Annotated in this window: 23 protein-coding genes and 1 pseudogene; 13 read left to right on the top strand and 11 right to left on the bottom strand. The window is 64.5% G+C overall.

Going from position 1 to position 26,487, the window contains the following annotated elements; translation table 11 throughout:
- Positions 1-235: 235 nt before the first annotated feature.
- From IVA93_RS13670 to IVA93_RS13660, 3 genes are read left to right on the top strand one after another with little or no spacing between them, the layout of a single operon-like run.
- Positions 236-3,046: a PAS domain S-box protein gene (locus IVA93_RS13670; RefSeq protein ID WP_247486156.1), complete on the top strand. Its 2,811-nt coding sequence runs from the start codon at positions 236-238 to the stop codon at positions 3,044-3,046.
- Positions 3,047-3,104: 58 nt separating this feature from the next.
- Positions 3,105-4,100 carry a P1 family peptidase gene (locus IVA93_RS13665; protein ID WP_018455570.1) on the top strand — a complete coding sequence of 332 codons (996 nt, stop codon included), beginning with the start codon at positions 3,105-3,107 and terminating at the stop codon, positions 4,098-4,100.
- Between the two features lie 49 nt (positions 4,101-4,149).
- A complete protein-coding gene (locus tag IVA93_RS13660; protein WP_085351054.1) occupies positions 4,150-4,362 on the top strand; it encodes a KTSC domain-containing protein in 213 nt (70 codons plus the stop codon).
- 12 nt (positions 4,363-4,374) lie between these two features.
- On the opposite strand, the gene IVA93_RS13655 is transcribed toward IVA93_RS13660, so the two are convergent.
- Positions 4,375-5,169: an EF-hand domain-containing protein gene (locus IVA93_RS13655; protein ID WP_085385053.1), complete on the bottom strand. Its 795-nt coding sequence runs from the start codon at positions 5,167-5,169 to the stop codon at positions 4,375-4,377.
- Between the two features lie 250 nt (positions 5,170-5,419).
- Here IVA93_RS13655 and rpe point away from each other — a divergent pair, with 250 nt between their 5' ends.
- The 4 genes from rpe to IVA93_RS13635 all read left to right on the top strand — a co-directional run bounded on the left by rpe (position 5,420) and on the right by IVA93_RS13635 (position 6,805).
- A complete protein-coding gene (gene rpe, locus IVA93_RS13650) occupies positions 5,420-6,121 on the top strand; it encodes a ribulose-phosphate 3-epimerase (protein ID WP_018455567.1) in 702 nt (233 codons plus the stop codon).
- 149 nt (positions 6,122-6,270) lie between these two features.
- Positions 6,271-6,411 (top strand): hypothetical protein, encoded by a 141-nt coding sequence (locus tag IVA93_RS13645; protein ID WP_162847284.1) that lies wholly within the window; start codon positions 6,271-6,273, stop codon positions 6,409-6,411.
- 4 nt (positions 6,412-6,415) lie between these two features.
- Positions 6,416-6,592 carry a hypothetical protein gene (locus IVA93_RS13640; RefSeq protein WP_162847283.1) on the top strand — a complete coding sequence of 59 codons (177 nt, stop codon included), beginning with the start codon at positions 6,416-6,418 and terminating at the stop codon, positions 6,590-6,592.
- Between the two features lie 21 nt (positions 6,593-6,613).
- The gene (locus IVA93_RS13635) at positions 6,614-6,805 is read left to right on the top strand and encodes a hypothetical protein (RefSeq protein ID WP_085351052.1); all 192 of its coding nucleotides are present in this window, start codon (positions 6,614-6,616) and stop codon (positions 6,803-6,805) included.
- Between the two features lie 24 nt (positions 6,806-6,829).
- Here the strand turns inward: IVA93_RS13635 and IVA93_RS13630 are convergent, their stop codons facing one another.
- The 5 genes from IVA93_RS13630 to IVA93_RS13610 all read right to left on the bottom strand — a co-directional run bounded on the left by IVA93_RS13630 (position 6,830) and on the right by IVA93_RS13610 (position 11,169).
- Positions 6,830-8,254: a bifunctional serine/threonine-protein kinase/universal stress protein gene (locus tag IVA93_RS13630; RefSeq protein WP_018455564.1), complete on the bottom strand. Its 1,425-nt coding sequence runs from the start codon at positions 8,252-8,254 to the stop codon at positions 6,830-6,832.
- 6 nt (positions 8,255-8,260) lie between these two features.
- Positions 8,261-9,001, bottom strand: coding sequence for a metallophosphoesterase family protein (locus IVA93_RS13625; RefSeq protein ID WP_204511642.1), 741 nt, complete (start codon positions 8,999-9,001; stop codon positions 8,261-8,263).
- Between the two features lie 116 nt (positions 9,002-9,117).
- On the bottom strand, positions 9,118-9,723 hold the full coding sequence (locus IVA93_RS13620; protein ID WP_204511643.1) for a hypothetical protein: 606 nt from the start codon (positions 9,721-9,723) through the stop codon (positions 9,118-9,120).
- Positions 9,716-10,402 (bottom strand): DUF2135 domain-containing protein, encoded by a 687-nt coding sequence (locus tag IVA93_RS13615; RefSeq protein ID WP_085351050.1) that lies wholly within the window; start codon positions 10,400-10,402, stop codon positions 9,716-9,718. Before IVA93_RS13615 ends, IVA93_RS13620 begins: the two co-directional genes overlap by 8 nt.
- Positions 10,399-11,169 carry a MotA/TolQ/ExbB proton channel family protein gene (locus tag IVA93_RS13610; RefSeq protein ID WP_085351049.1) on the bottom strand — a complete coding sequence of 257 codons (771 nt, stop codon included), beginning with the start codon at positions 11,167-11,169 and terminating at the stop codon, positions 10,399-10,401. Before IVA93_RS13610 ends, IVA93_RS13615 begins: the two co-directional genes overlap by 4 nt.
- Before the next feature lie 179 nt (positions 11,170-11,348).
- Here IVA93_RS13610 and IVA93_RS13605 point away from each other — a divergent pair, with 179 nt between their 5' ends.
- The 3 genes from IVA93_RS13605 (at position 11,349) to IVA93_RS13595 (ending at position 13,823) form a co-directional block, all read left to right on the top strand.
- Positions 11,349-12,719 (top strand): sensor histidine kinase, encoded by a 1,371-nt coding sequence (locus IVA93_RS13605; protein ID WP_085351048.1) that lies wholly within the window; start codon positions 11,349-11,351, stop codon positions 12,717-12,719.
- A 7-nt stretch (positions 12,720-12,726) separates the two neighbouring features.
- On the top strand, positions 12,727-13,377 hold the full coding sequence (locus IVA93_RS13600) for a response regulator (protein WP_204511645.1): 651 nt from the start codon (positions 12,727-12,729) through the stop codon (positions 13,375-13,377).
- Between the two features lie 143 nt (positions 13,378-13,520).
- Complete coding sequence (locus IVA93_RS13595) at positions 13,521-13,823, top strand: hypothetical protein (RefSeq protein ID WP_018455556.1); 303 nt, start codon at positions 13,521-13,523, stop codon at positions 13,821-13,823.
- A 57-nt stretch (positions 13,824-13,880) separates the two neighbouring features.
- Here IVA93_RS13595 and IVA93_RS13590 read toward each other — a convergent pair whose 3' ends face one another.
- Positions 13,881-14,465, bottom strand: coding sequence for a TetR/AcrR family transcriptional regulator (locus IVA93_RS13590; RefSeq protein ID WP_018455555.1), 585 nt, complete (start codon positions 14,463-14,465; stop codon positions 13,881-13,883).
- Between the two features lie 575 nt (positions 14,466-15,040).
- On the opposite strand from IVA93_RS13590, the gene purB reads away from it, so the two are divergent.
- Entirely contained in the window at positions 15,041-16,348 is a 1,308-nt protein-coding gene (gene purB, locus IVA93_RS13585) for an adenylosuccinate lyase (protein ID WP_247789828.1), read from the top strand.
- A gap of 106 nt (positions 16,349-16,454) precedes the next feature.
- The gene (locus IVA93_RS13580) at positions 16,455-17,627 is read left to right on the top strand and encodes a M20 aminoacylase family protein (protein ID WP_247409376.1); all 1,173 of its coding nucleotides are present in this window, start codon (positions 16,455-16,457) and stop codon (positions 17,625-17,627) included.
- Between the two features lie 106 nt (positions 17,628-17,733).
- Here IVA93_RS13580 and IVA93_RS13575 read toward each other — a convergent pair.
- The 4 genes and pseudogenes from IVA93_RS13575 to IVA93_RS13560 all read right to left on the bottom strand — a co-directional run bounded on the left by IVA93_RS13575 (position 17,734) and on the right by IVA93_RS13560 (position 24,958).
- Positions 17,734-19,058, bottom strand: a pseudogene (locus IVA93_RS13575) (LVIVD repeat-containing protein).
- A 126-nt stretch (positions 19,059-19,184) separates the two neighbouring features.
- The gene (locus tag IVA93_RS13570; RefSeq protein WP_247409378.1) at positions 19,185-20,990 is read right to left on the bottom strand and encodes a caspase family protein; all 1,806 of its coding nucleotides are present in this window, start codon (positions 20,988-20,990) and stop codon (positions 19,185-19,187) included.
- A 39-nt stretch (positions 20,991-21,029) separates the two neighbouring features.
- Positions 21,030-22,883 (bottom strand): caspase family protein, encoded by a 1,854-nt coding sequence (locus IVA93_RS13565; protein ID WP_247789827.1) that lies wholly within the window; start codon positions 22,881-22,883, stop codon positions 21,030-21,032.
- Positions 22,884-23,050: 167 nt separating this feature from the next.
- A complete protein-coding gene (locus IVA93_RS13560) occupies positions 23,051-24,958 on the bottom strand; it encodes an acyl-CoA synthetase (protein ID WP_247409379.1) in 1,908 nt (635 codons plus the stop codon).
- A gap of 253 nt (positions 24,959-25,211) precedes the next feature.
- Between IVA93_RS13560 and IVA93_RS13555 the strand changes: the two genes are divergently transcribed.
- Positions 25,212-26,303 (top strand): SecDF P1 head subdomain-containing protein, encoded by a 1,092-nt coding sequence (locus tag IVA93_RS13555; RefSeq protein WP_247486158.1) that lies wholly within the window; start codon positions 25,212-25,214, stop codon positions 26,301-26,303.
- The last annotated feature ends 184 nt before the right edge of the window (positions 26,304-26,487 follow it).

Raw genomic sequence — 26,487 nt, 5'->3', positions numbered from 1 at the left:
ACAACTCCCGGATCCTGAAATCAAAATGCCTGGTTCAAACCTGGAACCCGCAGCTGCGGGAGAGCATTATTGCACCATCCAGTAAAGCGCATCTTACCCGATCCCCGGTGCGCGTTCCCCCCATAATTAAGTAAACTGTAACCTTCGGTTGAGTCGTAGTGGGTTTTGTCATGATGCGTGCCCAGAACCCGCTACCATGGGCAGAAATTGATTGGGCCAAATGAGATTGGCGAAGATGCTCAAAACCGATCTGCGCGAGCTGCACGTGTCTGCGACGACCGATCGAAGCACATTCCTTTCGACGTTGCCGGCTACCCCGAAGGACCGCACCGCAGCATTGGCGATCGTGGGCGTCTCGTCGATCCTGTTCGCAGTCGCCGTGCCCTTCGCGGGTATCGCGCTACTGCCCGTGCCAGCCTTCGTCGCCAGCTATCAATCCGCCCTTGTGGTCGCGGACATTGTCACCGCCGTCCTGCTGTTGTCGCAGTTTGCGGTGCTCAGGACCAGCGCGCTGCTCGTGCTCGCGACGGGCTATCTTTTCACAGCCGCCGCGGCCGTGGTCCATGCCCTCACCTTCCCCGGACTTTTTTCGCCGACCGGGCTGCTGGGGGCCAACCAGCAGACCACGGTCTGGCTCTACATGATCTGGCACGGCGGCTTTCCGCTCTGCGTGCTGGCCTACGCCTGGCTGAAGGAGGCCGACGGCGGCGCCCGGATCACGGGCTCGGCAAGCAAGGCGATCTACGCCAGCGTGGTCGGCGTCGTCACGATCATGATCGTCTTGACCTGGATCGTCACTGCGCAGCACGACCTGCTTCCGGTCCTGCTGCGCGATGGCGGTTACACGCAGATCATGATCGGCGTGGTGTCCTTTGTCTGGTCCTTGAGCTTCGCCGCGCTGGTCTCGCTGTGGTTCCGCCGTCCGCATTCGGTCATCGATGTCTGGCTCATGGTGGTGATGTGCGCATGGCTGTTCGACATCGCGCTGTCGGCGATCGTCAACGTGGCGCGCTTCGATCTCGGCTTCTACGCCGGTCGTGTCTACGGCCTCTGCGCGGCGACCTTCGTGCTCGCGGTGCTCCTGATCGAAAATGTCCGCCTTCAGGCGCATACGCTGGGTCTCGTCGGCAGGCTGCGCCAGCAGTCGGCATTGGATCGCGACTATTATGGCAAGCGCCTTGCCCTGTACGGCGCCGTCGTCGAATCCGCCAATGATGCCATCATCACGAAGACGCTCGACGGTGTCATCACGGGCTGGAACAAGGCCGCCGAACATCTGTTCGGCTATGCCGCCGCGGAGGCCATCGGGCAGCCGATCGACATCATCGTCCCGGAGGACCGCAAGGCCGAGGTCAGGGGTATCCTGAACCGGGTCGGCGGCAACGAAACGATCGCACAGCACGAGACGGTCCGGATCCGAAAGGACGGCCGGCGGGTCGACGTCGTCCTCAATGTTTCTCCGCTGAAATCAGCCAACGGACAGATCATCGGCGCTTCCAAGATCGCCCACGACATCACGGAAGAGAAGCAGGCACGAGAAAAACTGCGCCGCGAGGTCGAGGAGCGGCAGCGGATCTTCGAGACCTCACAGGATCTGATCCTGGTCACCGACGGTTTTGGCAATTTCATCCAGGTCAGCCCGAGCGTGAAGACCATTCTCGGCTTGAATCCGGAAGACATGATCGGGCACAGCGCCACCGAGTTCATTCATCCCGATGACCTCCAGAAGACGCGCGACGAGATGCGCGCGGCGCGGCGTGGCGCGGTCAAGCGCAGCTTCGAGGCGCGCTACTACCACTACGACGGTCACGAGGTCACGCTGAACTGGATGGGCACCTGGTCCGAGCCGGTCAAGCGCCATTTCTTCATCGGCCGCGACCTCACCGAGAAGCAGGCGGCCGAGGCGCAGTTCAGGCACGTCCAGAAGATGGATTCGATTGGTCAATTGACCGGCGGTGTCGCGCACGACTTCAACAATGTGCTGACCGTCATCACCGGCACGATCGGAATTTTGGCGGACGCGGTCGCTGACCGTCCCGAGCTCGCCGCCATCACCAAGCTGATCGACGACGCCGCCGAGCGCGGCGCGCAACTGACCAAGCATCTGCTCGCGTTCGCCCGCAAGCAGCCGCTCCAACCACGCGAAATCGACGTCAACGCATTGACGCTCGAGGCCGCAAAGCTCCTGCATCCCACGCTCGGCGAGCAGATCACCATCATGCCGCAACTCACCGAGGATGCGTGGCCGGCACTGATCGACCCGGGCCAGCTTTCCACCGCGATCCTCAACCTCGCGCTGAACGCGCGCGATGCGATGCCCGACGGCGGCACGCTGGTGCTGGAGACGCGCAACATCTTCCTCGACGACGGCTATGCCAGCATGAATCCCGACGTGGTGGCCGGCAATTACGTCATGATCGCCGTCAGCGATACCGGCTCCGGAATCCCGCCGGAGTTGATGGACCGGGTGTTCGATCCCTTCTTCACCACGAAGGAGGTCGGCAAGGGCACCGGCCTCGGGCTCAGCATGGTGTTCGGCTTCGTCAAGCAGTCCGGCGGACACATCAAGATTTACAGCGAGGAAGGCCACGGCACGAGCGTGAAGATTTACCTGCCGCGCTCGAGCGGCGTGCAGGAGACCGAATTCGAGGCGCTGCAGAACGCGCCCGTCACCGGCGGCCACGAGAAGATCCTGATCGTCGAGGACGACGCGCTGGTGCGCCAATATGTCGTGACCCAGATCAAGAGCCTCGGCTATACCGCCCTCGAAGCCGCCAACGCGGCCGAGGCCCTCGTCATCATCGACGCCGACAAGGACATCGACCTGCTATTCACGGACGTCATCATGCCCGGCAACATGAACGGCCGCCAGCTCGCCGACGAGGCGGCTCGCCGCCGCCCCGACCTGAAGACGCTGTTCACCTCGGGCTACACCGAGAACGCCATCGTCCATCACGGGCGGCTCGATTCCGGCGTGCTGCTGCTGGCAAAGCCCTACCGTAAGTCCGAGCTCGCCAAGATGCTGAGGACCGCGCTCGCGGGTTGAGCCTGCGGCATCCCTGCGATATCGCTGAAGCGCGCGCCTTTCAGCCTGCGGAGCCGCCTTGAAAAACCTTCTCACCGATATCGCCGGCGTCCGCGTCGGCCATGCCGAGGATGCGAAAATCGCCACTGGCACGACCGCGATCATCTTCGACGCCCCCGCGGTTGCGGCCATCGATGTTCGCGGCGGCGGACCCGGCACGCGCGAAGACGCGTTGCTCGACCTCGCCAGCACCGTCGATCGCGTTGACGCCATCGCGCTGTCCGGCGGCTCCGCCTTTGGAATCGACGCCGGCGGCGGCATCCAGGCCTGGCTCGCCGAACAAGGCCGCGGCTTGCGGATTCGCGAGGCGGTGATTCCGATCGTGCCTGGCGCAATCGTTTTCGACTTGCTCAACGGCGGCGACAAGGCCTGGGGACGCTTCGCGCCCTATCGCGACCTCGGCTACGCCGCAGCGTTGGCCGCCAGCGACGATTTCGCACTGGGCAGCGTCGGCGCCGGCCTCGGTGCCACCACCGCGACCTTCAAGGGTGGACTGGGGTCGGCCTCCGCGGTCCTGGCCAATGGTATCAAGGTCGCCGCGATCATGGTCGTCAACGCGGTCGGCAGCACAACCGTTGGCGAAGGGCCTTGGTTCTGGGCTGCGCCCTTCGAGGAGAACGGCGAGTTCGGCGGGCGCGGCCTGCCGTCCACGTTCACACCGGACATGCTGGCGATGCGCATCAAGGGCGGACCCGCCGCGAACGCGCGCGAGAACACCACGATCGGCGTCGTTGTCACCGATGCCACGCTGACCAAACCCCAGGCCAAGCGGCTTGCGATGATCGCGCATACCGGGTTCGCCCGTGCGATCTATCCGGTGCATGCCCCGACCGACGGCGACGTGCTGTTCGCCGCCGCAACGGGCGAGAAGCCGATCGAGCCGCTGGTCGGCCTTACCGAGCTCGGAACGATCGCCGCCAACGTGGTCGCACGCGCCATCGCTCGCGGCGTCTACAATGCGACGGCCCTGCCCTTTGCCGGCGCAATGCCGGCGTGGAAGGACCGGTTCGGATAGAAACGAAACGGCTGACACGGCGTTACCCTGGCCGACAAGGTGCACCGCCATGCCGTCTTCCGTGATCCGCTTTTTCCGCTACGCCCCCGATAGGCGCGAGCTGACGGTGACTTTCGTCAGCGGACGCGTCTATGTCTACGCGGACGTTCCGCCCGAGGTCGCCGCCGCGCTCAAGAATGTGCGCTCAAAGGGTACGTTCTTCAACCGCGAAATCCGTGATCGGTATGTCTATCGTGACATCACGCACGAATATGCAGGCTAGCCGTGAGCAAGGTTACACGCTCATCGACATCGATGAACCGACAGCCGCTGAGGCGCCTTGTCCCTGCCCGCCCTGCCGCTGCATCAACTGCGCGAACAGATCGTACGCCGAATTACGGGAGCTGGAGGCGCCCGGGACCGTCGTCGACATCTTGAAGCCGTCGGCATAGGTGACAGTGGTGGTGGTCGAACCGTCGGCGCCGGTCGTCGAGGTCGAGGTCGAGCCGCCGCTGGACCGCGAGGAGGAACCCGAACCGCTGCCGGAGGCATCGCCCGCGCCTTGCGCGTGATGGTGACCGTGATGGCCGCCCTTCAGCGCCTTCGACATCTCGTCGAGGCTGACGCTGCCGTCGGTATTCGAATCCAGCTTCGAGAAAACGTCGTCGGCCTGCGCGAGATTGGTGCCGCCGGCGCCGAGCGCATTCTCGAATTCCGACTTGGTGATCTTGCCGTCGCCGTCCCCATCGATCTGCGAGAACAGATCCTTCAAGGCGGCGTCGCGGCGCGTCGAGGAGGAGGACGTCGAACTCGACGAGGTCGAGCTGGCGGCGCTGCCGGTGCTGTCCGAGGATTGGCTCTGCGCAGCGAACAGCGCGTTCATCGTCTCCGGCGAGATCTGCGGGGTCTTGCCCGCATTGACCGACGAGGCCGCGCCGGTCGTGCTGTTGCTGCCGCTCTCGATCGCGAACGGATTGGTCGCGGGCTTTTGCGAGGATCCCGTCTTCTGCGTCGACGAGGACGATTTCGAATTCGTCAGCGACTGGATCGCGTCGAGTGCGCTCGATACGGCCCCAAGAGCAAACAACATTGCACAACTCCAACCAATGCGGCATGCCGCGGCCAATGTTCTGTTCAGGTGAAGTCAGCAAGCGCCGTGCCAGCGCAAAAAGCTCAATTAAATCCGCTTTCACCGCACTTTGCACGGCCCGGAACACCGGCAATTCATGCCGGTCGCGGCAGAAATTTCCGCCCACAGGAAGCACGCCGCCCCTGCATTGCCCGGCTGAGAGGCCCATGTTAGGCGAGTCCATCTTCTACGGCCGCCACGGGAAACCGCCATGACCCAAGCCTTCGCTCCCCGCCCCCTGGCAATCGCGCCCTCGATCCTGGCCTCGGATTTCTCCAGGCTCGGCGAGGAGGTGCGCGCCGTGGACGCCGCTGGAGCCGACTGGATCCATCTCGACGTCATGGACGGGCACTTCGTTCCCAACATCTCGTATGGCCCCGACGTCATTAAGGCGATGCGCCCGCACACCAAGAAGATCTTCGACGCGCATCTGATGATCTCGCCCTGTGACCCCTATCTCGAGGCCTTCGCGAAAGCCGGCTGCGACCACATCACCGTGCATGCCGAGGCCGGTCCCCATCTGCACCGCTCGCTTCAGGCGATCCGCGCACTCGGCAAGAAGGCCGGCGTTTCGCTCAATCCGGGCACGCCGATCAGTGCCCTCGAATACGTCCTGGACCTGGTCGACCTCGTGCTGGTGATGTCGGTCAATCCCGGCTTCGGCGGCCAGGCCTTCATCCCCTCCGCGATCGGCAAGATCCGCGACATCCGCGCCATGACAGCGGGCCGGCCGATCGATATCGAGGTCGATGGCGGCGTCGGGCCCGACGTCGCAGGTCCCCTGGCTGCGGCCGGGGCCAACGCCTTCGTCGCCGGCACGTCCGTGTTCAGGGGCGGCACGCAGGACGCCTATAAGACCAACATCGCCGCAATCCGCAACGCCGCCGCGGGTGCACGCGGCGAGGCGATCTGAGGGCCCGCTCGACTCCGCAGACGTGCGGCCTCTACGGGTGTTGCGGCGCGTAATGCCTAAATTTGCAACTTGATCCGTACTCCTCCGGGCTTCCCTGATTCGCGCAAATCACCGCAAGTGATTCTTGCCTGTTTTCGCGGGAGCACATCATGACGACGACCCTGGTCTGGACTGGCGTGGCGTTGTGGCTTGGTTTTTGTGCGTTTGTTGTGTTTGGTCCATCGGCCGGACCGGTGAAGGTCTCGGTACGCTCGGCCCGCATCGCTCGTCGCGACTGGTATCGGGCCTGACCCCATGCAGATCGCGCTCGTGAAACGTCAGCCGAAGCGCCGGTGCCGCATCCCGCGGCGCCCACATCCTGACCTCGATTTTTTCTTCGGTCGGCTCGAACGCACCGAAGGCGAGATGCGCGACGACACCGGGCCCGAGATGGACCTGGATCACCCGCTCCGGTCACCGCGCCGGCATTGAATTCTTTTCTGGACCAAGCTCATGAAGCCGCATTGCCCGAACTGCCTCAAGGAAATGACCAAGGCATCCGCGTCGCGTAACCTGTTCAACTGCGAGCCGTGCCGCGAGATCATCCAGTTCTTCGGCGGCAGCGCGGATCACTGCGAGCCCGGCCCGCAATTCTCCTGGCCGATCCGTCGCAAGCGCTCCGTCCACACCGCTCACGCGGCCTGAGCCTCCAGGATCCAGAGCGCGGCCCTATCCGGCCTCCTCGCCCGCATCCGCAGCCATTCGCGGCGGCCGTACCACAGTGACGGTGCAGGCCGCTTCCGAGGCCACCTTGGCCGAGACGCTGCCGAGCAGCGTGCGCCTGAACGAGCCCTGCCGCGCGCCGATGATGACGTGGTCGACGTGGTTGACCTCGCAAAACTCCAGGATGGCCGCCGCGGGATCGACGGCTTCCAGCACGTGAGCCGAGAGCCGGCTCTCATCGAGCTTGAGCGGCGTGGCCCAGTGTCTGAGCGCCACCAACCGGTCGATATGCTTGTTGGAGCCCTGCTCATCCAGCGTCCTGTCAATCGCGATGCGGTTGAGCCTCAGCACGTTGAGACAGGCGAGCCGCGCCGACGGCAGCGTGGCGAGAATACGCTCGGTGGTGACGCGCAACGCTTCGTTCAGCTCGGGGGCGCCTTCCACCGTGTCGAGCGCGACCGCGAGGATCGGGCTTGATGCGATCTGGGCTGCGACATCCGATTTCGCGCGCGGCTGCATGACGCCCTGGTTGAAGCGGCGCCGCCAAGCGACGCTTAACGGGTCGCGCTTCATCCGCTCCGAGCGTGTGGTGAGCCTGATCTGGTCCGGATGGGTCAGATCGAAGGCGAGCTGCGACGCCGTCGGATAGCGCCGCACCGGTTCGATCTCGAGGCACCGCAGCACCACCTCCTGGAGCCAGGGCGGATAATCAGCGCGCAAGCCGCGCGGCGGGTGCGGATCGCGCCAAAGCCGGCGCCGCATCGCACGCAGTGTCTCGCCCTCGCCGAACGGCCGCTCGCCGGTCGTGAAGAAATAGAGCAGCACGCCCAGCGAAAACAGATCGCTGCGCGGATCGTCGCGCACCCCTGACAACCGTTCTGGCGCCATATAGGGCGCGGTGCCGTAAGGCAGGCGGAATTCCTCCTGCAACAGGTCCGGCAGATGGTTGTGATGCGACAGGCCATAGTCGATCAACACCGCCTCGCCGCTCTCGCGGAACATGATGCTGCTCGGCTTGATGTCGTGATGGATCACGTTCTGCCGGTGCAAATCAGCAAGCCCCGTTGCGATCCTGGCGACGAGCTGCCGCGCCTCGTCATACGGCAGCGGTAGGTCGGGCAACCGCTTGTAGAGCGTGGTCCCGGAGATGCGCTCGATCACGACATAGGCCTGGTGGGCGAAATCGCCGGTGCCGAAACAGGAGGGCACGTGCGGACCCGCAAGCCGCGGCAGGATCATCATCTCCATCTCGAAGGAGACGATCGCCGCGGGGTCCTCGCCCTCCGACACCCGCGGAATTTTCATCAGCAGCGGCACGTCGAGGCCGGGACGGGTGACGGTCCACAGCGTCGCCATTCCGCCGGCATGGACGCATTCGCCAATCGTGTAGCCGTCGATCTCTGCGCCTGATTTGACGAGGGGTTTCGGCATCGGCCTCTAACGCCCCTGCGACAGTCGGTCGGCGAGCCAATGCGGCAGGCCGTTCTCGCGGATCCGGTTCGCGGCCGTCTCGACGTCGTAGGGCGCGCGGCAATAGGTGATCTGGCACGAGACCGTGTCGAACAGCGCGAAAGCCGCGGATGGATCGCCATCGCGCGGCTGGCCGACCGAGCCGAGCACCGCAATCCATTGCCGGCCGCGCAGCAGCGGTACGGAGACGTCAGTCTTGGGCACGAGTCCCGACATCTTCGCCGTCACCGACATCGAATAGATCGCCGGGCGGTGGATGTGGCCGCAGAACGTGACATGAGCCGGCGTCGCGATCAGGCTCTTGGCTGCGTCGGCGGTCGATCGGACATAGTGCCAGCTTCGGGGGCTGGAGGCTTCCGAATGCACGAACAGGCGATCGCCGTCCTCCACCAGCATCGGCAATTCCGCCAGGAACCGCCGCTGCGCGGTGTCGAGCCGGCCGCGGGTCCATTCGATCGCGATTTGCGCCTCGGCATTCATGGTCTCGGCCGAGGAATTCACCGCCTGGTCATGATTGCCGCGCACGGCGACGGCGCCTTGGACAACCAGCTCCATCGCGGTATCCACCACCCATTCCGGATCGGCGCCATAGCCGACGAAGTCGCCAAGCAGGATGAAGCGCTCGGCGCCACGCGCCCGCGCGACTTTCAGGCACGCCTCGAACGCCTGCCGGTTGCCGTGGATATCCGAGAAGACAGCGAGAAGCACGCACCCTCCACCCTCGAACCTTATTGGGAGCCGATAAGGCTAAATTGAGGGAGCTCAAGAACATGCGCCAGCGGCGCGCGGTTTGCCAGCACTGCCCTGTCGCGATGGTGAAGAGCCTATTGCTCGTCCTTCGGCGGCATCCGGGGCGGCGGCAACGGCGTGAACACGGCGCCCTGCGCGCCGGCCGGTGGTGCCAGGAATTCGCCGGTCGAGGAATCGCCTCCGCTCGTCTCCATGATGGTCTTGGGCGTCACATATTCCCGGACCATGTCGATGAGGCTGCCATCGCCGCCGCCGAAATCGGCGGCCCGGCCGCCTTGCGGATGTCCCAGCGCGATCTCGTTCTCCGCCGCATGGGTCTTGTCGGCCAGCCTGTCATTGTAGGGCACACGAAAGGCGCGCGGGATGCCACTCGGCCGATTGTCCTCGTCGAGCTGCTCGACCCAGAGATAGATCGAGCCGGGATCGCCCTCCAGCGAATGCGGCTCGACGATGCGGGCCTTCAGCAGCTTGAACGAGGCCGGCAGCCGATCGGCGCTGGCCCAGCCGAGCAGCCCGCGCATCTCGGTGAAGCTGACGACATAGAACGCACTGGTCACGACCACCGCGACCGCCTTGAACGACCAATGCAGCCGCGCATAGACCAGAACGACCAGCAGCAGCGCACCGATGACGGCGTAGGCTATCGATAGCGTGAGGATGACCGTTTGCAGGCTAGTCACGGCGCACCCTCACAGCGTTCTTGCTCACGCCGGTGCTCGGGTCGAGATCGGCGCCGTTGCGCCAGCCGCTGCGAAAGGTCTCCAGCAGCGATTTCGGCCGCTGGTCCACATTGACGACCTTGCCTTCGGCGTCGAGCCGGAACCGCACCGCGGTCTTCTCGTCGCCGGTGTGATCGACCGTGAACTTGTTATCGAAGATCACCTGCGCCGTCGGATTGAGTTTTTGCACCTTCACATTGGCCGTCACAGGCTCGCCGGTCGTAGCCACGAAATGTGAGACATTGACGGTGTATTCGCCGGGAACGATGCCCCGCACCGTGACGATCTCTTCGCGGATCGGCGAGGCAATCTTTTTGCCGTTGACCATGATGAAGTCGTTGGCTCCGCCGCGATCGTCGCGGTCAAGCGTGAGGAAGCCGGCCTCGCGGTGGCGATACCAGGCGATATTGCCCACGGGATCCTGCACGAACAGGTCGAGATCGTCGGGATGGCTGTCGGGCCAGTCCAGCGTGATCATGAACTCGGCCTTGGAGTCGATCTTGCCGTCCTTGGCGTCCGGCGAGACCGCGAGCAGCGCGAGGAAGAACAGGAAAGCGATCACCTGGAGCGCCTTGAACAGCATCACGCCCAAGGGATCGAACGGCTCCTCGCGCGGATAGAGACCGAAATCATCCATCATGTCGCGATTCCAGCGCCCTTACGTTCCAGCACCGGCGTCACATAGGTCTCGGTCAGCACCACCGCATCCGAGAACACCTTCTGGGTCGCGGCATCCAGCATGTAATACTGGATGCGGACCAGGATCGAACCGACGAGGCCCGCCAGCGTCGTGTACATCGCGACCGCCATGCCGTCGCTCATTAGTCCCATCGATGATCGCATCGCGACCTTGTCGGCGGCATCCAGTCCCGCGATCGGCGCCAGCATGATGATGAAGCCGACGATGGTGCCGAGCAGGCCGAGCTTCATCAGCGTATCCGAGACGAAGGCCCCGAAGCCGTTGGAGCCGCGCAGCCGGTCGGCGAGCGTTCGCAGCAATAGCGTCTGGTCGACGGGGCGGTAGTCCTGCGCCGCGGCCTTGGTCACGAGGCTCTCAATGTGGTCCCGCACCAGCCCGCGCGGCAGCGCGGCAGCGCCGACGTCGAGCGCCCTGCCGCCCTCGGGGGCCGCAAGCACCGCGCGGCAGCGCCTTGCCGCCGCGCCCTCGCGGGCAATGGCCCGCGTGCGCAGGAAGCAGTGACCGCAGGTGAGGACATAGAGCAGCGCGATCACGCTGGAAATGTAGGTCCGATCTGAGGTCAGCATCAGGCGGATCAGGCCGAACCGCCACAGCAGCACGACGGCGAAGATCGAAAGCCCGGTGAAGATCATCCAGAACAGGAGCGCACTGCGCTCGGATGGGTCGGCAGCAGGCCCCGCGATTGGCCCAATCGTCATCGAACTCATGCTGCACCGCTCCTGGCCGTGAATTCCGCCCATTAGATCAAAGCCGCCGCCCCCCGTCCAAAGAGCCATGCCCAATCCGGCTTGGGAAATTTGCCCGAGCTGCCATCTTGCCGTGCCTCGCAATTGGCAAGGCGCGGCGGCGTTGTTAGGCTGACCTTAGCAAACTTTGGGGTGATCGCATGCGCCTTGTGCTTCAGCTTGTCGCCCGTCTGTTTCTCATCGTCGCGCTCTGCCTTGGGGCGGCGACGATCTGGGCCACGTTCGACGCCTATCGCAGCGTCGACCGGGCAACTGCGGCCTCGGCGCAGCGGGTCGCCCAGGCGCTTCAGGCCCTGTATTGGCACGAATTCCTGTTGCGTAGCAGCAGAACACGCGAGCAGCTTCTGCCGGTTCCGGAGTGGCGCACGCTGGAGACGATGAAGCTGATCTCGCCCGGCGTCTGCGTCGAATTCCAACCGGCCATCGCATTCGAAAAGCCGCTCTGCGGCCAGAGCGAGGGGCTGGGCAAGACGCCGCCGCGCTGGTTCGCGTCGATCGTGCCGACCTTCCTCGGCAGCCATGCCGAAGTGATACGGCCCGTCAGTCCCCGCGCGGCGACCGCCGGAACGGTGGTCGCGACGCCGGATGAAACGGCCGCCATTTCGCTCGCCTGGGAGTACATCCTCAACGTGATCGACGTCGCGCTTTTGATGGCGGCGGCGATCGCGCTGCTGGCCTCGCTCGCGATCGCGCATGCGCTGGCGCCGGCGCGCACGATCGTCACGGCCTTGCAGCGCATGGCCCGCGGCCATTATCGCACGAAACTGCCGCGCTTCCGCTCGATGGAGCTGGCGATGATCGGCAGCGCCGTCGGCGAGCTCGGCGGCCGGCTGGAGGAGGCGACCGAACAGCGCGCGGCGCTGACGCGGCGCCTGATCGAGATCCGCGACGACGAACGCCGCGCGCTCGCCCGCGAGCTGCACGACGAGTTCGGACAAAATCTCTCGGCCATCCTCGCCTTCGCCAACACCATCGAAACGGCGAGCACGAAGGCAGATAAGCGCGACGACATCGTGCAGGACGCGCGGATGATCTCGCAGGCCACGCATCATCTGATGGCCTCGCTGCGCGACGCGCTGAAGCGCCTGCGCAATCCCCTGCCCGCCGAGCTCGGACTGGAGGCGAGCCTCGTGAATTTGGTGGATAGCTGGCGCTCGCAGAGCTCGGCGCGGCCGACGATCCAGCTCGATCTCAAGGGCGACCTCACCGACATCAGCGGCCCGGCCGCTATCACGGCCTATCGCGTCGCGCAGGAATGCCTGACCAACGCGTTGCGCCACGGCGCGGCACGCGAGATTTCGCTCAGCGTGGAACGGCGCGCGGGCGACGACGATGCATTGCTGATCCGTGTCGACGACGATGGCGGCGGCGACGCGGCACGCGTCAAGCAGTCGGCCGGCTTCGGCCTCACCGGCATCCGCGAGCGCGTCGCAGCGGCCGGTGGATCATTCTCGATCCTGCCCGCCCGAGGCGGACTCAGCGTCGCCGCCACCATCCCGCTCGCCGCATGAGGCCGGCATGAACGAGATTACGGCAACAGGCATTTCCGTGCTGCTGGTCGACGACCATCCGATCGTGCGGCAAGGCTATCGGCGCGTGCTGGAAAGCCAGGGTGATCTGCATGTCGTGGCGGAAGCCGACAACGCTGCGGATGCCTACAGCGCCTTCAAGGCGAGCGATCCTGATGTCGTCGTGCTTGATATCTCGATGCCCGGCGCGAGCGGACTGGAAGCCATCCGCAACATCCGCGCGCGCAGTCCGCGGGCGCGCATCCTCGTCTTTACCATGCACAACGAAGCCGTTCTGGTGAAGGCAGCCTTCAGTGCCGGCGCCAGCGGCTTCGTCACCAAGAGTAGCGAGCCGTCCGCAGTCGTGTCCGCGATCCGCAGCGTTGCCCGCGGCGAGCGCGCCATGAGCGACGACATCGCGCACATCTTGGCCGAGGACAGTCTGTCGGCGGGCTCGGCGCTGGATCAATTGGGAGAACGCGAGATCGAGATCCTGCGCCAGTTCGCCGGCGGTGCCACGACCGAACAGATCGCTGCGCATCTCAATCTCAGCGTCAAGACGGTGCAGAACTATCACTATCTGATCAAGACCAAGACCGGCGCGCGCACGGATGCGCAGCTGGTGCGGCTGGCAGCCAATTGTGGACTGACGAAGATCTAGATGTTTGCCCCTCCCTGAAGGCAGGCGCACGGAGCCATCCTCCGCATGCGGGCGTCTCCCAGGTATATTTCGACCGCCTTGCGATGCGGATTGGAACGGAGGCCATCGAACTCCAGTTAGTACCGCAGTGAAGGAGTTCCGCCATGAGTAAGGCTATCCGCGAAGCTACCTATCCCGCGCTCATCACTGTCGGCGAGCTCATCGATGAACTCTGCCGCTTGCCAGACACAGCAACCATTCGATTCCACTGCCCCATGCTCGAACAGGAGCTTGCATTCTACAGGCTTCGAAAGCGGGCGAAGGACCTCGTCGAAATTGAAGTCAATGCGTATCCGGAAAGCCCGCCGGTCGTGCCATTGGCGGGTACCGCTCTTCGTGCGCGGAAAAAGTCCCACCATCCGCGTTCGCTCCGCGATGGTGCCCTCGCCCACAAGGTCGACGGATAAAAGCGCCGCCCATGCGGGCGATCGAACGGCTTTGGAACAGCGCGTGGAGTATTCGGCCTACGCCTTCAGCCCGCGCAATACCAGCGCCAGCGTCGCATCGACACGCGCCGAGAGATCGGCATCCTTCCACTCGTCGGCATGGGCCGGATGGTGAAAGCGGACTGTGGCATCGAAGATCGCACGCGCGGTGGTCTTGACGTCATCGACGGCGAACACGCCCTGCGTCACGCCGTCGGACAGGATTGCCGCGATCTGGTCGATCATGGTGTCCTTGTGACATTTGACGGCCGCGCAGGCTTCGCGCGCCAGGGTCAGATAAGTGTCGAACATCTCGGGGTCGTCGAGCACACGCGAACGTTTGGCGGCGAACAGCGTGCGCAGCCAGCGGTCGAGCCTGTCAGGCGCCGGGCCCTGCTCCTTGGCGATCGCCAGCAGCGGCGCGTCGATGCGGTCAAGCCAGCGTTTGGCAACCGCTTCGCGCAGTGAAGCCTTGCTCGGGAAATGGCGATAGACGCTGCCATGGCTCACATCGAGCGCACGGGCAACGTCGACCACGGTGGCTTTGGCCAGTCCGTAACGCCGCAACACGTCCTCGGTGACTTCGAGGATCCGCTCCGGCGTCAAGATAACGGCTTCGTTCATGCCAGCACCATGTTCCCGTTGAGGGCTCAGTTACCCGGCGACAGAGCTGCTTCCGAAGCGCCCGTGCCGGTCGTTTCGGAAAGCTCTCGCCTTAATGAGGCAGTTTTGCAGCCTGCGCCGCGATCTGGCGCGCCACCAGTAAATTGAGCCAGTGCCCAATCGTCCCGGTCAAATTGATGATTTCGGTCGTCATTGTCGTAATTCTCCAATCAATTGGCGGTCCCTGTTGTTCAATTGCGACCCTCAATCCCCCATTTGTTTGGGACGTCGGGCTCCCGGGATGCCGCCAGACGCCCAATCGGAGCGTCCGACGACAGATATACACGTCTCGCTGACAGATTTCAATATCTGTCAGTCAATGATCCGTGATTGACAGTTAATATCTGCGGCCCCGGGGCACGTGCCGCTCATCGCGCGCCGCGGCCGGCCGATGCCCCCCACCCAGCCCAATCATCCCCCGCTACGTTGCCGGTGCCGTTTGTTTCGCTCTCCCCGCTCTGCTAAGTCACGGCGTAAAAAGCATTTTGGCAGGTCGCCCCTTCTGGGTCGCCCGCCCACCTTCCTGGAGCAGTCCAATGATCCCCCGCTATACCCGCCCGGAAATGGCCTCGATCTGGGAGCCGCAGACCCGGTTCAAGATCTGGTTCGAGATCGAGGCGCATGCGGCGGACGCCCTTGCCGAGCTCGGCACGATTCCCAAGGAGGCCGCCAAAACGGTCTGGGCCAAGGCCAAGGACGTTACTTTCGACGTCGCCCGCATCGACGAGATCGAGCGCGAGACCAAGCACGACGTCATCGCCTTCCTCACCCACCTCGCCGAGATCGTCGGCCACGAAGCGCGCTTCGTGCATCAGGGCATGACCTCCTCCGACGTGCTCGACACCTGCCTCAACGTCCAGCTCACCCGCGCCGCTGACCTGCTGCTCGCCGACCTCGACAAGGTGCTGGCGGCGCTGAAGAAGCGCGCCCTCGAGCACAAGATGACGCCGACCATCGGCCGCAGCCACGGCATCCACGCCGAACCCGTGACCTTCGGCCTCAAGCTCGCCTACGCCTATGCGGAATTCTCGCGCGCCAAGGAGCGCCTGATCGTGGCGCGCAAGGAAGTCGCCACCTGCGCCATCTCCGGCGCGGTCGGCACGTTTGCCCAGATCGATCCGCGCGTCGAACAGCATGTTGCGAAAGCCATGGGCCTCGTCCCCGAGCCGATCTCGACGCAGGTCATCCCCCGCGACCGCCACGCGATGTATTTCTCGACGCTCGGCGTGATCGCTTCCTCGGTCGAGCGTTTCGCGGTGGAGATCCGCCACATGCAGCGCACCGAAGTGATGGAAGCCGAGGAGTTCTTCTCCGAAGGGCAGAAGGGTTCGTCCGCGATGCCGCACAAGCGCAATCCGGTGCTCTCGGAAAATCTCACCGGACTGTCGCGCATGGTGCGCGCCTATGTGACGCCGGCGCTGGAGAACGTCGTGCTCTGGCACGAGCGCGACATCTCGCATTCCTCCGCCGAGCGCATGATGGGCCCCGACGCGACCGTGACGCTCGACTTCGCGCTGGTGCGCCTCGCCGGCCTGATCGACAAGCTGCTGGTGTACCCCGCCAACATGCAGAAGAACCTCGACCGCCTCGGCGGCCTCGTGCATTCGCAGCGCGTTCTGCTGGCGCTGACGCAGAAGGGCGCAAGCCGCGAGGACGCCTACAAGCTCGTGCAGCGCAACGCCATGCCGGTCTGGCGCGGCGAAGGCGACTTCCTCCAGCTCCTGAAGAAGGACGCTGACGTGAAGAAGTATCTCACCGACGCCGAGATCGAGGAGCAGTTCGACCTCGGCTATCACTTCAAGCACGTCGACACGATCTTCAAGCGCGTGTTCGGTGAAAGCTGAGCGTCATTCGTAGCCCGGGTGAGCGCAGCGATACCCGTGACTTCTCTCACAAAGATCCCGGATGTCTCTTCGCTCATCCGGCAACAACAACAGAGACGGAGCCTCCATGCCCATCGTCAATCGCGTTGCCGCCCTCTCCGACGAAATGGCCGCTTGGCGCCATGACTTCCACGAGAATCCGGAGCTGCAATACGACGTCCACCGCACCGCCGGCATCGTCGCCGACCGCTTGCGCGAGTTCGGCTGCGACGAGGTGGTGACGGGCATCGGCCGCACCGGCGTCATCGGCGTGATCCGCGGCCGCAAGTCCGCCTCGGGCAAGACCATTGGCCTGCGCGCCGACATGGACGCGCTGCCGATCATGGAGACGTCGGGCGTGCCTTATGCATCGAAGGTCCCGGGCAAGATGCACGCCTGCGGCCATGACGGCCATACCGCGATGCTGCTGGGCGCGGCAAAATACCTGACCGAGACGCGCAACTTCGACGGCACGGCCGTGGTGATCTTCCAGCCCGCCGAGGAAGGCGGCGGCGGCGGCAAGGCGATGGTCGAGGATGGGCTGATGACGCGCTGGAACATCCAGGAGGTCTACGGCATGCACAACATGCCGGGCCTGCCCGAAGGACATTTCGCGACCACGCCCGGCGCGATGCTCGCCTCCTCCGACAACATCCAGATCACGGTCCACGGCAAGGGCGGCCACGCCGGCGCGGGTCCGCACAAGTCGATCGACAGCGTGCTGATCGGTTCGCAGATCGTCAATGCGCTGCAGTCGATCGTCGCGCGCAACGTCGATCCGCTGAAGTCCGCCGTAATCTCGATCACGCAATTCCACTCCGGTACGGCCTTCAACATCATCCCGGAGATCGCCGAGCTCGGCGGCACCGTGCGCACGCTCGACCCTGAAGTGCGCGATCTCGTCGAGCGCCGCATCGGCGAAGTCGCCGAGAGCATCGCGCGCGCCTATGGCGGCTCGGCGGAGACCAAATACACGCGCATGTATCCGGTGACGATGAACCATGCGCGCGAGGCCGGCCTTGCCGCCGACGTCGCCCGCGACATCGTCGGCGCCGAGCGCGTCAACGACAAGTTCATTCCGATGATGGGCGCCGAAGATTTTTCCTTCATGCTGGAAGCACGCCCCGGCGCGATGATCCTGGTCGGCATGGGCGACGGCAACGAGTGCCACCACCCGGCCTACGTCTTCAACGACAACATCCTCGGCCACGGCGCGTCGTATTGGGCGCGCCTGGTAGAGACGCGGATGCCGGCGGGTTAGTGCAGGTCTCGCAGGGTGGGCAAAGCGAAAGCGTGCCCACCACAAACTTCTCCGCTGCAAATGGTGGGCACGGCGCTTCGCGCCTTTGCCCACCCTACAACACCGCTCATCCCTGATATTGCAGCACGTGCATGCCGGCGTTCCAGTCGGAGACGAACATCAGCCCGTCAGGCCGGACATAGGCGTCGCAGGTTTTGGCCGCGAGCGCGACGTTCGGGCGCGGATCGATGAGCTTTTTCGGTGTCGGCGGCACCCAATACGCGATCTCCTCCGGTGCGAAGGCGTCCCTGACGTCGAACACCCTGACGCCGGCATTGTTGTAGGTTGCGAAGATCGTCTCCTCGCTCTGGAACGAGCCCGGGCGGTTCTCGTGCAGATTATGCGGACCAAAGAGCCGTTCGTGCAGAAATCGCGGTCGCGCGGGGTCGGCAGGGTCGCGATCGGCACCGGATTTGCCGGCGCGCGCACGTCGAGAACGAATGTATGGAACAGCCCCTTGGCGCAATTGTCCGCGTTCGCTTCGTCGGCGACGATTGCGAGCTGTCGCTTGGGCAGCGGCAGCGGCGTATGCGTCCCGCCGGCGAAGGGCGGCGACCAGTTGATGTGGGACAGCAGCTTTGGATTCACGGGATCGCTGATGTCGTGAATGGTGAAGCCGCCATCGCGCCAGGCAGCATAGCCGCGATCACCCGCCGTGATCATGTGATGGAGCGCAAAGCGCTTGCCCTTCGGCGTTGCCGGCTCGCCGGCCGCACGGTTCATGCCCGGCAGCCACCATTTCGCGACGATCTCCGGCTTGGTGATGGTCTTGAGATCGACCACGCAAAGGATGTGGTCGGTGAACCCGTCGAGATGCGCCGATACATAGGCATAGCGGCCGCCCGGCCACCACAGCCGATTGATGCCGAAGCCGGGCATTTCGAGGAATGCGATTTCGCGCATCTCGTTCGGTTTCGATATGTCGTGGATCGACAGCCCACAGCGGAATTTCTTGGCCTTGGTGATGCTGTCGACCAGCGTGTTCTCGAAATAGCCGCGCATATTGTCGTAGGACTGCATCGCGACGATGTTGGCGCCGTTTGCAAGCAGCAGCAGGTCTTCCGCCACCTGTAAATGGTGGGTGCGAGTGTATTGTCCCGCGGTGAAGAAATTGACCGGCTTCAGCGCACGCGGATCGGATGCGTCCAGGACCGTCACGCCGTCGCTGAACATATGTCCGACATAGACATGCTGCCGGTTGAACATCACCTGCACGCTGTCGGGCCGTCCGCCGATGTCGCTGTAGGAGATGTGCTTGATGCCCTTGCCGATGCCCTCGGGGGGAATGTCTGCCTCCGAAGCCCTAGCGCATCTCGACCACCCAGGCAGCGCGGCGGATCCGAGCACGGCCGACAATTGCTGAAGGTGACTGCGGCGCGAGAGCTCAAGCATCGGTTTTCCCCATTTTTTTTGGGAATGATGCTCGCTTGCGGCGGGGCACGCAAGCCTCGTGTCGCCTGCCCTTCACCTCAACCGCAGACGTGTCTGGTCCGGCCGGACATCACCGCTGCCTGGCCCTCAGTTGCAGACCTCGCCGGTGATCTTGGCGCTGGCGTTCGCATTGGGCACCGGCCCGAGGTGACAGCCCTTTGCGACCGGTCTGCATCCGGCGTTGTTGCAGATCATCTGCCCAGAGGACTGCGACTTCGGAGCCGCGGACTCCGCCTCCTTGCGGTCCTGGTCGCGCCTCTTCGAATCCTCGCGCGTGACCACCGGCTTCTTCTCCGGCACCTTCTCGCATTCATTGTCATCGCCGACGTGATAGCCGGCGCGGCAGGTGATCTTCGCGCATTGATCGCCGTCGGCCTTGAAGCCGAAATTGCATACGAGCGGACAGACGCGTCCTGGCTTCGCCTTCAGCGCATCGAGCGCGTCGACACTTGCAAGCTTCGCGTCGAGTTGGGTGCCGGCATATTTGTTGAACAGCGTCAGCGAGCGCTGCGTTGCGGCGTTCCAGTCGCCGTCCGCGGCGACCGAAAGGCAGCCGACGCGACGCAGCTCGCTCTGAACGGATTTCGCGAGATCGCCGGGCGGCGGAGCACTCGGCGGCGGCGCCAGCGCAGCGACCTTCCTGCTTTCGGCATCAGCCGCCTTCTTCTCCGCAGCCTGCTTCGTTGCGGCCTCCGTCGCCGCTTTCTCGAGCGCCCGCTTCTCCGCGAGCGACTTGGCCGCGGCAGCTTCCGCCGCCTTGCGATCTCGTTCGGCCGCCTCCGCCTTGGCCTGCTCGATCTGCTTGGCTTTCTCGGCCGCGATCCTCGCCTCTTCCGCGGCTTTGGCAGCTGCGGCGGCTTTCTCCTGCTCGGCCTTCTGGGCTCGTTCGGTCGCGAGCCTCGCCTTCTCCTGTTCGGCCAGACGCGCCTTCTCGGTCGCCACCGTGCGATCCTCCTCGGCGGCAATCTTCTTCAACTGCACACGAGCGAGGTTGGCGTAAAAGCCGTCCGGATAGGTCTGGAGGAATGCTTCCCAGGCTTCGCGCAGGCCGGCCTGAAGCGCCAGCTCGTAGTCCTTGCGCACACTGTCCTGCGGGTTTGCCTGCGGACCTGCTGCGACTGGCCTCAGCGGCACCAGCGGCACGTCGCTGCCGCCCAGGGAGCCATAGACATACGGCTCCTGCTTGTTGCCGGTCTTCTTCAAGACGTCGTCACGGACAAACCCGAATGCCTTGCGCAAGTCGAGCCCGGGCTTCGGGAGATGATCGGTCAGCGCGACCGCGAACGGGCTGTTGCGGGAGTCGCCATCCGACGCCGTCGATCCCGCCTTGGCCGCAAAGGCGATCATCGTGTTCGGACTGGTCGGCTCGACCTTGGCAAGTCCGCCACCAATCGCGCGCGAGGCCAGGGTGCGCTTCATCGTCTTGGCGAAAGGGTTGTCGCGGCACGCATCGAGGATGACGAGGCGGAGTTGTTTGGCCGGTTCGACCGCATACAGCGCGCGATCCAGTGCGATCGTCTCGTCGAGGACATCGCCATCGGTTTCCAGCATGGCATCGGTCGGAACGAGATAGTTGCTGCCGTCCAGCTCGATGCCATGGCCTGCATAGTAGATCACCGCCATGTCGGCATCGCGCGTCCTGGCCGCGAACTCGCGTAGCGATCGCCGCATTTCGCTGGCATTGAGGTCCAGCCGGATCTCGACCGTATCGAAACCCGCGTTCCTGAACATGCTGCCCACGAGCCCGGCGTCATTCACCGGGTTCGCAAGCCGCGGTGCGTTCTTGTAAGCGGAATTGCCAATGACGAGCGCAACGCGCTTGTCGGCCTGGGCCGATCCGCACCCCAGCCAAAGACCGAAAATCAACAGTGAAAGAGATCGCAAGACGATCATGAAACGCCGAGCCTTTTACGGGCGATTGCCTGTGACACCCTAATTGCAGACCTCGAAGTTGCCGCCTGTGGCTGTATTCGAACTAACCCTGCCGGGGATCGTCCCGCTGACAAGCCGACATCCCTTTTGCACCGGGCGACATCCCGTCGAGCTGCAAATAATCTGTCCACTCGCCTCAGGCCTGGACGGCGAAGATTCGCTTGCCTTCCGGTCCGTATCCCGCCTCCGCGAATCCTCACGCGTGGCGACCGGCTTCTTCTCCTGAATCTTTTCGCACTCGTTGTCATCACCGACGCGATAGCCGGCGCGGCAGGTAATCTTCACGCATTGATCGCCGTCGGCCTTGGAGCCGAAATTGCAAATGAGCGGGCAGACGCGTCCCGGCTTGGCTTTCAGGGCATCGAGCGCGTCGGCGCTGGCGAGCTTGGCATCGAACTGAGTACCGGCGTATTTGTTGAACAGCGCCAGCGAGCGCTGCGAAGCTGAATTCCAGTCGCCGTCCGCAGTGACGGACAGGCAGCCGACGCGGCGCAGTTCGCTCTGGAGTGATTTCGTCAGATCAGCCACCGACAATGTGGATGCCGGCGCCGGCGCAAGGGCTGCAACTTTCTGCTCGACCTCAGGCATCTGCCGATCGGCCGCCGGTTTTACCGCCTGCTCCGCCTTCTCGGCGGCCTGCTTGGCGGCAAGCTCGGCCCTGGCCTTCTCCGCTGCCTGCTTCTCGGCTTGTGCTTTTGCCGCGGCAGCCTCAGCCAGTTTGCGCTGGTGCTCGGCCGCGTCCGCCCTTGCCTGCTCGATCTGCTTCTGCTTCTCCGCCGCGACCCGGGCCTCTTCGGCGGCCTTGGCAGCCGCGGCCGCCTTGTCCTGCTCGGCCTTCTGGGCGCGTTCGGCAATGAGCCTTGCCTTCTGCTGCTCGGCCGCGTTCGCTTTTTGCTCGGCCGACGCGCGCGTCTCTTCAGCAGCGATCTTGTTCATCTGGCCCTTGGCCAGATTGGCATAGAAGCCTTCGGGATATTGCGCCAGGAAGGCTTCCCAACCGTCGCGCGTGGCAAGCTGCAGCGCGAGCTCGTAATCCCTGCGAATCGAATCCTGCGGATTTGCCTGCGGACCGGTTGCAGCCGGCTTGGCAGAAACCAACGGCACGTCATCGCCGCCCAGCGAGCCATACACGAAGGGCTCCTGCTTGTTCCCGGTGCTCCTCAGCACGTCGTCGCGCACGAATCCGAACGCCTTGCGCAAATCTAGGCCCGGCTTGGGCAAGTGCTCGACCAGCGCGGTGGCGAACGGGCTGTTCCTCGAATCGCCGTCGGACGCAGTCGAACCGGCCTTTGCCGCGAAGGCGATCATGGTGTTGGGGCTGGTCGGCTCGACCTTGGCGAGTCCGCGTCCGATCGCGCGCGAAGCCAGCGTTCGCTTCATGGTCTTGCAAAACGGATTGTCGCGGCAGGCATCCAGGATGATCAGGCGCAGCTGTTTGGCCGGCTCTACCGCGAACAGCGCGCGCTCCACCGGGATGGTCTCGTCGAGTACGTCGCCATCCGTCTCCAGCGTCGCGTCGATCGGAATGAGATAGTTGGTGCCTTCCAGCTCGATGCCGTGGCCGGCGTAATAGATCACCGCCATATCGGCATCGCGGGTCCTGCCGGCGAACTCGCGCAACATGCGCCGCATCTCGCTGGCGCTGAGATCCAGCCTGACATCGACGGAATCAAAGCCCGCCTTCTTGAACATGCCGCCGACCAGAGTGGCATCGTTGACGGGATTGCCGAGCTTGGGCGCGCTCTTGTAGGCGGAATTGCCGATGACAAGCGCCACCCGCCGGTCCGCATGGGCCGGTCCGCAGGCGAGGCCAATGGCCAAAATCAACAAAGCAATTATCCGAAACGGAATCACTTGCGTCCCCCCGGATGCAATTCCACGAGACTATTCGGACCATCGCTCAATTACCAACTCTTCCTATGTGATATTTGTCACATAAGAGGCTCTACCGGCGTTATGGATAATGCGGCGAAGCGTCGCCCCGCTTTCGGGCCGACGGTCGAAGCCGTCTGTTGGGTCCGCTACATTTGCACCACCTCATGGCGCATCACGAACGGTGCAAGCAGTGCGTGCACCTCGCTCGCAACCGCCTCGCGCTGATCCGCCGGCAGGCCCGCCAGCGTCACAGTCGCGATCGAACCGTGGCTGCCGTGAGCACCGACCCTGACCTTGCAGTCGATGCCGCGCTCAGTGAGCGGTGTCAGCACCTTCGTGAACACGCGCTGGGCTGCGTCCCAGCGCAGCTGCGGCTTGAACACCTTGCCGACGCCCGTCACCGGCATCGGATCGATCGGGATGACCTGCACCGGGACAGCTGCGCGCTCCGGCGTACGCTCGCGCACCCATGTCTCCAACTCGCCCGGCTCGACGGTCGCGCCCGGCTTCAGCTGCACGTAACCGACCGGCAGCTCGCCGGCATAGGCGTCGGGTTGGCCGACCACGGCGGCAAAGCCGACGGCGGCATGCCGGAACATGATCTCCTCGATCGGCGCCGGATCGATGTTGTGGCCCCCGCGGATCACGAGATCCTTGGCGCGGCCGGTGATCCAGAGATAGCCGTCGGCATCGAGCCGGCCAAGATCGCCGGAATTGACCCAGACCTCGTCGACGAAGGCACCCTTGTTGTGCTCGTCGTTGAGATAGCCGCCGAACACGCCTGGGCCAGCCATGATGACGACGCCAATCTCGTCCGGCGCGCAGTCGCGGATCAGCTTGCCCTCGGCATCGAGCTGGACGATGCGGACCCGCGCGTAAGGCATGGGAAGGCCGACCGAACCGAGCCGGATCGGCCGCGACCGATAGGCCAGCGTGTGCACGCTCGAGGTCTCGGTCATGCCGTAGACCTCGACGACCGGCAGCTTGAGCTTGTCCTGGATCGCAGACCCCACCGCGACCGGGATCGCGGAGCCCCCACCGGCTGCATATTTCAGGCTGGAGATGTCCGCATTGCCAGGCGGTACCGCGAGCGTCGCGGCGAGTACCGTGGGGACGCTCGACAGCGCCTCCGGCTTGAAGCGCTCGACCAGTTGCCAGATGTTCTTCACCGCACTCGGGTTGCGCCATCCGCTCGGCGACAGCACGACCAGCGAACCGCCAGCCGACAGCGTCGTCAGCACCTGCGTCAAGGAGCCCCCGACGTGAAACAGCGGCATGCCGAACAGCATGTTGGCGCCCGGCTTCGACTTCAGCAGCAGATTGAGCGCCCAGGCCTGATAGACCTGGTTGGCATGCGTGTGCCGCACCAGCTTTGGCGTGCCGGTGGTGCCGCCGGTGTGGAAATAGGCGGCGATGTCGCTGCCGAGAATCTTGCGTCCGCTGATAAGGCGGTCCGAAGGCTGCGGCTTGATGAGGTCGTTGAAGGCAAAGATTCCTCTCGCCGGATCGCCAGCACCGAACACCTGCACGATCGCCTTGAGCTGCTTGAGTTGCGGCCTGATCTGCTCGACTTTCTGCCAGATGTCGGTGCCCGGCATCGGCCCGAGCGCCACCAGGATTTTCGTATTCGTGGCCTCGAGGATCTCCGCGATCTGGTGCGGCTCCAGGAGCGGATTGACGGGATTGGCGATGCCGGCGGCTTCCGCGCCGAACAGCGTTACAAAGGCGTCCGGCACCAGCGGCAGCATGAAGCTGACGACGTCGCCCTTCTCCACGCCCAGCGCGTGAAGCATGTTGGCGGCCTGCGTGACGCGCGCGATGAAGTCGCGGTACGTGACCACGACCGGCGTGTCGGCGGGATCGGCATTTTGCAGGAACTGGATCGCCGGCCCGTTGGGGTTGCGGACCGCACCCAGCCTGATGGCGTCATAGGTGCTGTCGGCCGCGACGCGATCGGCGTAAGGGACCTGCTCGAAGGCTCGAACCTCGGCGTCCGTCGCCAGGTCCGGATAGTCGCTGCCGATGAGCCGATCGAGCGCGTGGATGCCCGCCATGGAATTCCGTCCTCCCTCAGATGCATGTCCGCGCCCCCTGTCTTTTGACATTTTGGTTTGGCGTGGCCTCGACCGATGGGCCGGCCGAGCACGGGCAGAATGATGGATGATTTGGCGTTCGTCCATGACCTAACGGCCTCGGGCTGTGGTGAGAGGCTTTTGAACCTGCGCGCCCGATCCGGGGACCAAGAACTGGCATAGGACTCACATGCCGGCGTCCTCGCCAGCGCCCTGGCGCAAGACTGAGGTGATCATGACTACGCCCCCGCGGGATTGCGCTACCCGGCTGTTCATCGCGCTCGCCGCGACAGCGGGGATCATGACATCGGTGATCGCCCTGCCCCGCGCGGCACTCGCCGAGGACGGCCAGCTCGACAAGATGCGCGCCAAGATCTCGGCCTTCATCGGCGACAAGATGGAGAAGCTCGGCGGGTCACGCATCGTCTACAAGGTGGACACCGATGGCCTGCGCGAGAGCGTAGTCACGGATTTGCGCGACGACGTCTACAAGAACCTGCGCGAGGGCAAGATCGCCTTCTCCGGTCTTGCGATCCGCGACGGCGGCGTCGAGTTGAAGATTGCCGACGTCAAGGGCCGCGAGCAACTCGCGCGCAAGCTCGCGTCGGCCGCGGAAGGATTGCCGTCGCATGCACTCGCCGTGACCGACGGCGACGGACTGGTCAGGCTCGTGCCGACCAATGCGGCATCCGCCGCGCGGTTGCACGAACTCGTCGAAGATGCCATCGCCATGATCGAGCAGCGTCTGAAGGAGGCCGGCGTCCAGCTGGCCAGCGTCCAGCCCGATGGGACCGACCGCATCCGCATCTTCCTGCCCGGTGTGATGGAGCCCGAGCGCGTCACCGCGGTCTTCGCCCGCAGGGTCAAGGTCGGCTTCCGCCTGATCGACCTCTCGGTGCCGCCGGAGCAGGCGCAATCCGGCACGCCACCGGCAGGCACGGAAGTCCTGCCCGGCTTCAAGGACAAGAGCCTTTATCTGGTCGCCAAGGACAGCGTGCTCGACGGCGACGACATCAGCTATGCGGGCCCGGGGTTTGCGAGCGCCACGAAAGAGCCGATCGCCTCGTTCCGCTTCAACGGCCGCGGCACGCGGCGCTTTGCCCACATCACCGAAGAGAATATCGCAAAGCCCTTCGCCATCGTGCTCGACGGCAAGGTGATCTCCGCCCCCATCATCCGCGAGCCCATCACCGGCGGCTCGGGCCAGATCTCCGGCAATTTCACCCTGGAGGAAGCAAACAGCGTCGCCATGCTGCTGCGCGCTGGTTCACTGCCGGGGCACCTCGGCTTGGTCGAGCAGGAGGTCGTGCCGCCCGCCAAGCCCTAAGGCGGGGGGATCGCCCCACGCCCACGCCTGGTCCCCCTCGCCCGGTCGGCCGCCGAGGTCGACCACGCCGAGGCTCGTACCCACTGGCCCCCGAATCGCGGGCGCGCCACGGCCATATGCACCGCCAAACAGGCAATTGCCGAAACGCCCGATCAGGCTAAAATTTGCCTCTTGCGGCACGGCG

Source organism: Bradyrhizobium sp. 155 (assembly GCF_023101105.1).
In the GTDB taxonomy this organism is placed as follows: Bacteria; Pseudomonadota; Alphaproteobacteria; order Rhizobiales; family Xanthobacteraceae; genus Bradyrhizobium; species Bradyrhizobium canariense_D.
The sequence above is the reverse complement of the archived record's forward strand: the minus strand, read 5'-3'. Positions and strand labels throughout refer to the sequence as shown.